The 8,467-nt window shown below is 66.4% G+C and carries 5 protein-coding genes and 1 pseudogene; 3 read left to right on the top strand and 3 right to left on the bottom strand.

All coding sequences use genetic code 11. The annotated features are described in order from the left end of the window. Positions 1-43: 43 nt before the first annotated feature. Positions 44-928, bottom strand: coding sequence for a hypothetical protein (locus F1C76_02150; GenBank protein ID QNG35566.1), 885 nt, complete (start codon positions 926-928; stop codon positions 44-46). A 197-nt stretch (positions 929-1,125) separates the two neighbouring features. Beyond that, complete coding sequence (locus F1C76_02145) at positions 1,126-3,753, bottom strand: ATP-dependent helicase (protein QNG35565.1); 2,628 nt, start codon at positions 3,751-3,753, stop codon at positions 1,126-1,128. A 63-nt stretch (positions 3,754-3,816) separates the two neighbouring features. Here F1C76_02145 and F1C76_02140 point away from each other — a divergent pair, with 63 nt between their 5' ends. The 3 genes from F1C76_02140 to F1C76_02130 all read left to right on the top strand — a co-directional run bounded on the left by F1C76_02140 (position 3,817) and on the right by F1C76_02130 (position 8,332). Beyond that, the gene (locus F1C76_02140; protein QNG35564.1) at positions 3,817-6,801 is read left to right on the top strand and encodes a DEAD/DEAH box helicase; all 2,985 of its coding nucleotides are present in this window, start codon (positions 3,817-3,819) and stop codon (positions 6,799-6,801) included. 128 nt (positions 6,802-6,929) lie between these two features. Beyond that, complete coding sequence (locus tag F1C76_02135; protein QNG35563.1) at positions 6,930-7,904, top strand: hypothetical protein; 975 nt, start codon at positions 6,930-6,932, stop codon at positions 7,902-7,904. Continuing rightward, on the top strand, positions 7,901-8,332 hold the full coding sequence (locus tag F1C76_02130; GenBank protein ID QNG35562.1) for a hypothetical protein: 432 nt from the start codon (positions 7,901-7,903) through the stop codon (positions 8,330-8,332). The genes F1C76_02135 and F1C76_02130 overlap by 4 nt, the downstream gene beginning before the upstream one ends. A 17-nt stretch (positions 8,333-8,349) precedes the next feature. Here F1C76_02130 and F1C76_02125 read toward each other — a convergent pair. Beyond that, positions 8,350-8,466: pseudogene (locus F1C76_02125) on the bottom strand (IS481 family transposase). Between the last annotated feature and the right edge of the window lies 1 nt (position 8,467).

The following is an 8,467-nucleotide window of genomic DNA, read 5'->3' as shown; positions in this document are numbered from 1 at the left end:
TCTGCGCCACGCCTTCGCGTGCCCCCGTGATCACGAATCGACACTAACCGGTCACAGGCGGCGACATGCGCCCCCGGGACGCCTCGTGTCGGGAGCCCGTCGTCGATTCCGGCGCCACCTGTTCCTGCAGCAGGTCCCCGATACGAGAAGCAAATGTGTGCAGTGGTTCGACGATGGCCAGCAAGGTGTGCGCGACAGGAAAGGGCGTCTGGCCGCTGGCAATGGCGAGTGCGTCAGCCATCCTGCGGTCAGCTGTGATGAACAGGTCGGCGTTCGGTAGGTACGCGCTGTGTTGGTTGTCGACAGCATTCCCGCTGCCGATCTTCCGCGCCTCCTGCGCCATGTTGACGGCCCATCGGAACCAGGCGTGCGGAAGATCGATCGGCTGCACGGTCGAGAGGAAGAGCTCCGTCAGGGCTGGCCCCGCGGCCGAGATCGCGTCGAGATCGAGATGGCAGCCGGCCCACTCGCGGTAGAGAGCCGCGCTCCTGTCGCGTTGGTGGTCGCTCCAGATCAGGGCCCTGAACCAGTGGTCGCGCAGCTGCACTCGCCACGCTTCGCGTTGAGAGCCGTCCCAGCCGAGCAGGTAAGACGCTGGTGCTCTCTCGTCGGTCAGGTGCAGCAGCGTGTGCAGCTGCCTGGCGTCGAATCCGATCCTGCCCAGGGATGTCTTGTTCTCACGGGCTGTCGCGATGAGCGACGCCCGCTGGGAGGCGGCAGCGACCTGGTTCTGGTGCGAGTGTCGGTCGTCGTTCGCTACTTCGGTCCAGATGCCTGCCGTCCAGTAGTCGTCGAGGGCCTTGCGACGGAGTCGATCGGGAGTCGGCCTGAGCAGCGCAGGCAGATGGCGGCCGACGAGAGCGATGAAGTCGTCGACCTCCATGGCGATCTCGGGGAGAACACGTCGGCGCTGAGGGCCGACGCTCATGGCTCTCACCGTCGCGCGTCGCTCGCGGGCGTGGGGACGCCGAAGTGCCTCGAGGAGAATGCTCGGCGGAGTCAGCAGCGTCCAGTTGCCCCGCTTTGCTGCTCGTTCCACATACCGGACGTCCGATGATTGGGCAGCCAGGTAGGACCAGACGTTGTTGTCGAGGATGACGGCGCGATTGCGCCGAGGTGCAGCTGTCATGGTGTTCCGAACAATCTGCGCCGTTCGTCCTCGACTACTTCGCGAGCTAGTTCTGCCTCGGACACGTCATACGCCTCCGGTGCGCTCTCGGCCGTGGCGCTGACCCGGGCGAAGTCATCGAACAACGCGCCCTTCTTCGCCAGGATCTCGCGGACCCGCTGATCGACTCCCTCCTCGGACAGCAGACGGTGCACCTGGACGGACTCGAGCTGTCCCATACGCCGGGCGCGTGCGATGGCCTGCCATTCGGTGGTCGGCTTCAGCTGCGGCTCGCAGATCACCACCACCGACGCAGCCTGGATGTTCAACCCGACGCCCCCGGCATCGATCTGCGCCACCAGGACCGCTCCGCCCTTCCCCCTGCTGAACTCATCCACCATCGCCTGCCGCTTGTTCGCGTTCACCGACCCGGTCAACGGGCCGACGACTCGACCCGGGAGAGTGCGGGCGACCATGTCGAGTGCGTCTCGGAAGTAGGAGAAGACGATGACACGACGGTCGTTCTCCTCCGCTTCTCGGACGATCTCGACCAACCGTTGGGCCTTGCCCGAGTCGGGGCGACGAAGGGCCGCTTGTCTCATCGCCATGAAGTTGCCGTCCCGCACGGCACGGCGGTAGGCGTGTGCGTCCTCGTCGGTGAAAGGCGCGAAGTCCTCCATCTCGACCAACTCCGGGAGCTCGGTCAGGACATCCTCCTGGTTCCGCCTGAGGTACGCAGGGGCTACCTGCTGGCGGAACCGCCTCGCGGAGAGCCCATCGGTGTCGACGACCAGGTCAGGCCTGAGATAGCTGACGAGGTTGCCGAACTCCTCGATGCGGTTCTCCAGCGGTGTGCCGGTGAGCAGCACCGCTCGCGGGGCGTTCTCCAGGAAGTGCCTCACCCTGCCCGTGCGCTTCGCGTCCGGGTTCTTGATGTAGTGGGCTTCGTCGACGACCACGCAAGCGAGATCGGGGACGCTGGGCATCGCGTCCAGCAGCCATCCGAGGGTGTCGTAGGTGATCACTGCCACGCCCCCGCTGCGCACCCACCGGCGGGCAGCGCTCAGTCGATCTGGCCCGTGCAGTCGATGAGCAACGAGCTTGGTTTTGTTGCCCACCTCTCGGACCCAGTTGGTGACTACCGCGGCCGGGCACACGACCAGGCTGTGGCCCTCGCCCTTGCTGCGCAGGTGGCTCAGCGCGGCCAATGCCTCGACCGTCTTGCCGAGGCCCATCTCGTCGCCGATCACGACCTTCTTCTGGACCAGCAAGAACCGCGCGGCGAAGCTCTGGTACCCGCGCAGTGACGCAGTTAGGAACGTCGTGTCAAGTTGGAGGGCGCGAACAGCCTCGACGATCTCGTCCGGCAGGTCGCCGTGCGCCTTGGCCTCGTCCTCGGCGAGGAACCCCAGCTCGCTCAACAGCGCGTAGTAGTCAGCCGGGCGGGTGAGGAAGTCGTCCCACGGATCACCAGCCAGCCCTGGGCCCGATGCCAACGCGACCCGGCGAGCACGTTCCAGCACCGGCATGACTTGCCGGATCAGTTCACCGGGGCTGCGGCCTGACATCGCGAAGACGACGAGGTGGGTTGCGCGTGGGCCGACAGCGCTCGCGAGGGTTCGAAGGGCGGCGAGATCGGGCAGCTGGCTACCATCGGCCATGGTCCTTCGAACGGCGTCCCACGCCGCGAGGTCCCGCAACAACGTGGTCGCTGCCGGAGACCGGCGCTTCATGTCCAGTCGGGCAGGCATGTCGTCGTAGGTCGCCTGCCACAGGGCCATCGCAGCGCCCACCATTCGATCTGCCGTCTTGACGCCGACGCCAGGCAGGCGCTGCAGCCTCGCTTCGGAATCCAGGACTTGCTGGACGGTTCGGATGCCGGCGTCCAGGAGTGCGTTCACGCGCAATCGATCGCGCGTAGCGTCCTTCAACCGCTCGACGGGCATGGAGGCCACCAGGGCCTTCGTCTCGTCGGCGCGCACCTCGTGGCCACTGGCGACGACAGACTGGCGGCGCGCGGCCTCGAGCTGAGCGAGGTTGCTGAGCGTCCTCAGAACGCCGGGCAGTTGCGCAAAGGGGGTCGCGCTCTCCAGCGCCTGTTTCCGGCTGACTGGTGCCAGACGACGGGACAGTCCGACGTCAGGCGACAGCGCGTCGTGAACTGCCACCGTGGGGCTGTTCGTGTCGTTCTTGAGCTTCGTGAGGTGCCGGCTAATGCCCTTGCGATTGCCTTCGGCGTGGACCCGCATCACGTACTGGGCAGCTTCGTCTGCCGCCTGCTTGGCTGCGGAGCCGCGGAACAACCGCCCGAGACCGACCGCACCGCGGGATCTGTCTATGGCGCGAGGTATCGCTTCAGCGAACAACGACATGGTGGCGGCGTCGTCCTTGGTGAGCGGGGGGAGTCTCTCCGCGGCGGCAAGCGATGCCAGGAGCTGACCGTCCTCGCGACCGAGGACGAGAACCCGCCACCCCACGGTCTTCCCGTGGGGCACGTCTACCAGTCGACTGCGCAGCTGGGAGTCCGCTTGTGCTGCGGCACTCAGGACGCCCTGCCTAGCGGACGAGACCCTCCCTGCCGCGGCAACCCATCCAGAGACAATTGCCGTGGCTTCGGTCAGCTCTGCTTTTTCCGCGCCGTTCACAGGCCCCCGCCCGGTCGATGGAACAGTGTGAGGCTAATCATCCGGGGTCCGTCTTGATCGCGGATGTGTTCCCAGCCGAACAGGAGTGTCGTGGCCCGACTCGAGGATCTCGTCGCCGGAGCGAGGGTCACCGGGGTCGTGGGGGAACCGGTCACCGTCCTCCATGCGCAGTGGCACGGACCGGCGACGGTGGAGTTGACCTACAAGTCGGCGAGCGGGCAGATCGGCCAGCGCATGCTCTTCCGCGGTGATGAACCAAAGCTGTCCGCAGGGGACGGAGGCGTGCGGGCCTTCGACGCACTGGGTGACGACTTCTTGTTCGCGGCAGACGTGCAGCGCGTCAGCCGGGCGGGCTTGTCCAAGTCGATGCTCGCCGTCGCGACCAGCGATGTGCAGCCCCTCCCGCACCAGATCCGAGCGGTCTACGAGGAGCTCTTGCCAAGAACCCCTCTGCGCTTCTTGCTCGCGGATGACCCGGGTGCAGGGAAGACAATCATGGCCGGGCTGTACATCAAGGAGCTGATCCTTCGCCAGGACGTGCAACGGTGCCTGGTCGTCGCGCCAGGCGGCCTGATCGACCAGTGGCACGACGAGTTGCTCCTCAAGTTCGGATTGCGGTTCGACGTCCTGGGGCGAGACCTCATCGACAGCCATCGGGGCACCAACGTGTTCGATTCACGACCGCTGCTCCTGGCACGGATGGACCAGCTGTCGCGCAGCCCCGAACTCGTCGCCCAGCTGGAGCAGAGTCGCTGGGACCTGGTGGTGGTGGACGAGGCCCACCGTATGGGTGCGAACCATTACGGCACCGAGGTGCGGAAGACGAAGCGTTTCGAGCTGGGGGAAGCCCTCGGTCGGGTCGCCCGTCACCTGCTCTTGATGACAGCGACGCCCCACGCCGGCAAGCACGACGACTTCCAGCTGTTTCTCTCACTCCTGGACCCCGATCGCTTCCACGGACGCGCACCGCGACGGCCCGACACGACCGGGGTCATGCGGCGCATGATCAAGGAAGACCTGCTCACGTTCGATGGACGTCGGCTCTTCCCGGAGCGGATCGCCGAGACCGTCCCGTACGAGCTCAGCGAGCTCGAGTACGCCCTGTACGAGCAAGTGACCGACTACGTCCGCGAAGGCATGAATCGAGCCGAGCGGGTCGGAGGCCAGCGCAAGAACACCGTCGGATTCGCGCTCACCGTCCTCCAGCGTCGGCTGGCCTCGAGCCCAGCGGCCATCCACCAGAGCCTCGTCCGCCGTCTGGCGCGGTTGAGCGACAAGCGCACCGACTTGCTGTCCTCGAAGGGTTCGTGGCAGCTACCGCCTGTCGACCCGGACGACTGGGACAACGACGTCCTGCCACCCGAGACGATGGAGCTCACCGAGGACGAACTCGCCGACGGGGCGACAGCCGCTCAGACCGTGGCCGAGCTCGATGCGGAGATTGCCGAGGTGCGGGCACTCACCGACGCGGCGGCCGGCGTTCGCGCTGCTTCGACCGACCGGAAGTGGGCCGAGCTCCACACCATCCTCCGGGACAGGGCCGATGTGCTGGGAAACCATGGGGAGCCTCGGAAGATCATCGTCTTCACCGAGCACCGCGACACCCTCGACTACCTAGCCAGCCGCATCCGATCGACCATGGGCGATTCGTCGGTCGTGACGATCCACGGCGGCTTGCCGCGGGATGCGCGCCGCCGTGCTGTCTCGAACTTCAGCGACCGGCCGTCCTCGCGCGTGCTGGTCGCGACGGATGCCGCGGGGGAGGGGCTCAACCTGCAAGCGGCCCACCTCGTCGTGAACTACGACCTCCCCTGGAACCCCAACCGAATCGAGCAACGATTCGGGCGCGTTCATCGCATCGGACAGACGGAGGTGTGTCGGCTCTGGAACCTCGTCGCCACCAACACACGGGAAGGCGAGGTTTTCAGCAGGCTCCTGGAGAAGATCGAGGAGCAGAGGGAGGCGTACGGCGGCAAGGTTTTTGACGTCCTGGGCAAGTCCTTCGCCGACACCCCGTTGCGGGATCTCTTGGTCGAAGCGATCCGGTACGGAGAACACCCGGACACCCGAGCCCGCATGCGCGACGTCATCGACACCTCGGTGTCTGACGGGTTGGCAGAGCTGCTGGCCGAGCGTGCGTTGGTGACCGAGCAACTCCTCGGGTCCGATCTCGTTTCGATCCAGAGCGACATGGAGGAGGCGCGCGCGCGGCGTGTCGGCTGGGGTGACCTGGAGCGCGTCTGGACGACAGCCTTCGCCCGGATCGGTGGGCGCGTCGTGCGACGCGAGCGTGGGCGCTACGAGGTGCTGAGCATCCCGCCGAAGGTTCGCGGCGCCGCGTCAGCGCCGCTGCCCGCGTCCTACGACCGCGTGGTTTTCGATCCCGATCTGGTCGAGGTCCCGGGAGGAGAGCCAGCACAGCTGCTCGGACCTGGCCACCCGCTCCTCGATGCTGTAATCGGCCAGGCGCTCGATCATGCCGGTGGGGCTCTGCGCCATGGGTCTGTTGTCCGGTCTGCGTGGGTGTCCGAACCGACACTGGTGCTGGGTCTCGAGCAAACGATCGTGGACGGTGAGGACCTCGTGCTCGACAGACACTTCGGATACTTCTCCATCGATGCCTTCGGACGGTCAGCCCCGGCGGGCGCCCATCCCTTCGAGGGCTCCACGCCTGTCGAGCCCGCGATCATCGCCCGGATCACGGCCGATCCTTGGCTGCAGAACGCTGAGGCCAGCCTGATCACTGCGGTCGTGACTGCTGGCCTGTCCGACTACGTCGAGACGCTTGCCGGGCGCCGGCGTGGAGACCTGGAGCGTGAGAGAACGCTCGTGCGCGACCGTCTCGCGAGCGAGATCGAGCAGTACGAGCAGGCGGCCAGGGACTCGCGTCGGGCCCAGAGCGGCGAGTCGCCAGACGGCCTGCTGCAGAAGGCGGCCGACCTGACGAGTCGGTTGGAAGCGCGCATGCGGCGCATCGACCTGCAGATGCAGGTCTCAGCTCAACCCCCGCGAGTCCTGTCGGCGGCTGTCGTCATCCCGCGGATCTGAATGCGGCGTTCGTGCCACGGTGGGGCCGACCGGATCCGTAACCCGAACTGACCATGGTGAACTCGTCCTTCTAGTTGAAATAACGGACTGCCGATAGCGTCAACTCTGCTGCTCTTGGAGGAGGACGCATGGTCTTGCCGTTGATTCCGTTGATTCTCGTCGGTACCGGCGCAACTACCGCACTCGGCGGCGTCATCGCGGGTGTCCGAGGTGGGTTGATGATCAAGGGCGCCAGGTCCGATGATGATCAAGCGCGCGCGCGGCTCGCCGAGGCAGCCGCCGAGACCGAAGCCGCAGTCGCCTCCGTCAACGACCGGGTCAGGGCATTCGGGCAGCAGCAGGAGGCTGCCCGCCGCGCGGTGGTCCTCAGGATGGCGGACTTCATCCGTAGGCACAGTCGGATCGTGCGCGAGTCGGCCTGGGCCTGCCTCGACGGCGTATCGGTCGAACAGCGAGACCTGGTGGGTCCTGCTGGGCGGCTCGTAGACCAAGGCTCGCTGTTCGCAGCCGCCGGCGTTGCCGCTGCGAGCGGGTACGGCGTGTCTGCGGGCGTGCAGGCGGCTGTGACAGCTGTTGGTTCTGCGAGCACGGGGACGGCCATTGGCACCCTGTCCGGGGCTGCAGCTGAGAGCGCACTCCTCGCCTGGTTGGGGGGCGGATCGATTGCAGCGGGGGGCGGCGGGGTTGCACTCGGAGCCACAGCGCTCAACGTCGTGACCGTCGGCCCGGCTCTTCTCATCAGCGGGATCGCCATCAACGTGCAGGGCGAGAAAGCAAAGACCAAGACGCGCGAGGCAACGAGCAAGATCGACATCGTCATCGCTGACCATCACGCGTTCCGGTCCACGCTCGACGGGGTGCACCTGCGGGTCGACGAAGCAGAGATGGTGCTGAGCCAGCTGGTGCAGCGCGGAGTCGCTGCCCTCGACGCACTCGACGCCCTGGACTTCGGCTCAGGGATGCACGCGCCAGACTTCGAACGGGCGATGACTCTGGTGCTTGCAGTACGGGAGATCTGCAGCCTTCAGTTGCTGGGCGAAGACGGACAGATCAACTCGGAGTCGATGAGGATGATCCTGAGCTACAGGGAGGCCGGCCGATGACCACCAGAAAGCCTGTGGAGGGGACGGTGATCCCGCCCGCTGCGAAGACCATGGTCACCAGTGCCGATGCGCTCGGAGCTCTGAACAACATCGTCGACGCACTCCGGGAATACGGCCGGACGAAGGAGGTCGAGCAATCCAAGCGGGAGGAGCTCGACGTCTATCGCACTGTCGAGGTCGCCAAGATCGATGCTGCGCGTCGGACGCTCGAGAGCTACCTGGCCAACGCCTTCGCGGAACGGTCGCGGACGACGACGGATTTGTTCACACGATTCGACGAAGCGCTGTCCCGCGGGGACGACACCGCGGCAGCCGCAGTGCTGGTAGGCATCGTCGACATCGCGAAGTCCTCGCCACTGGCCGCGATGGGCGACCTCGGCCAGATTCGCAAGGCGCTCGACGATCCCAACCACGAGTGGAAGTTCTGACGCCGTTGGACGGGGTGCTAGCTGTACTGCCCAGACAGGTTGGTCAAGCCAGTGATGGGTGCCCGATTGCCGATTGCGGTGAGAGGCCGGTGATGGTTGTGCTCGTGCACGCAGGGCGGCAGGGCTTCGCGGCGG

Source organism: Geodermatophilaceae bacterium NBWT11 (assembly GCA_014218215.1).
In the GTDB taxonomy this organism is placed as follows: domain Bacteria; phylum Actinomycetota; class Actinomycetes; order Mycobacteriales; family Geodermatophilaceae; genus Klenkia.
Note: the sequence above shows the minus strand (reverse complement) of the source record. Positions and strands in the feature narration are given on the sequence as shown.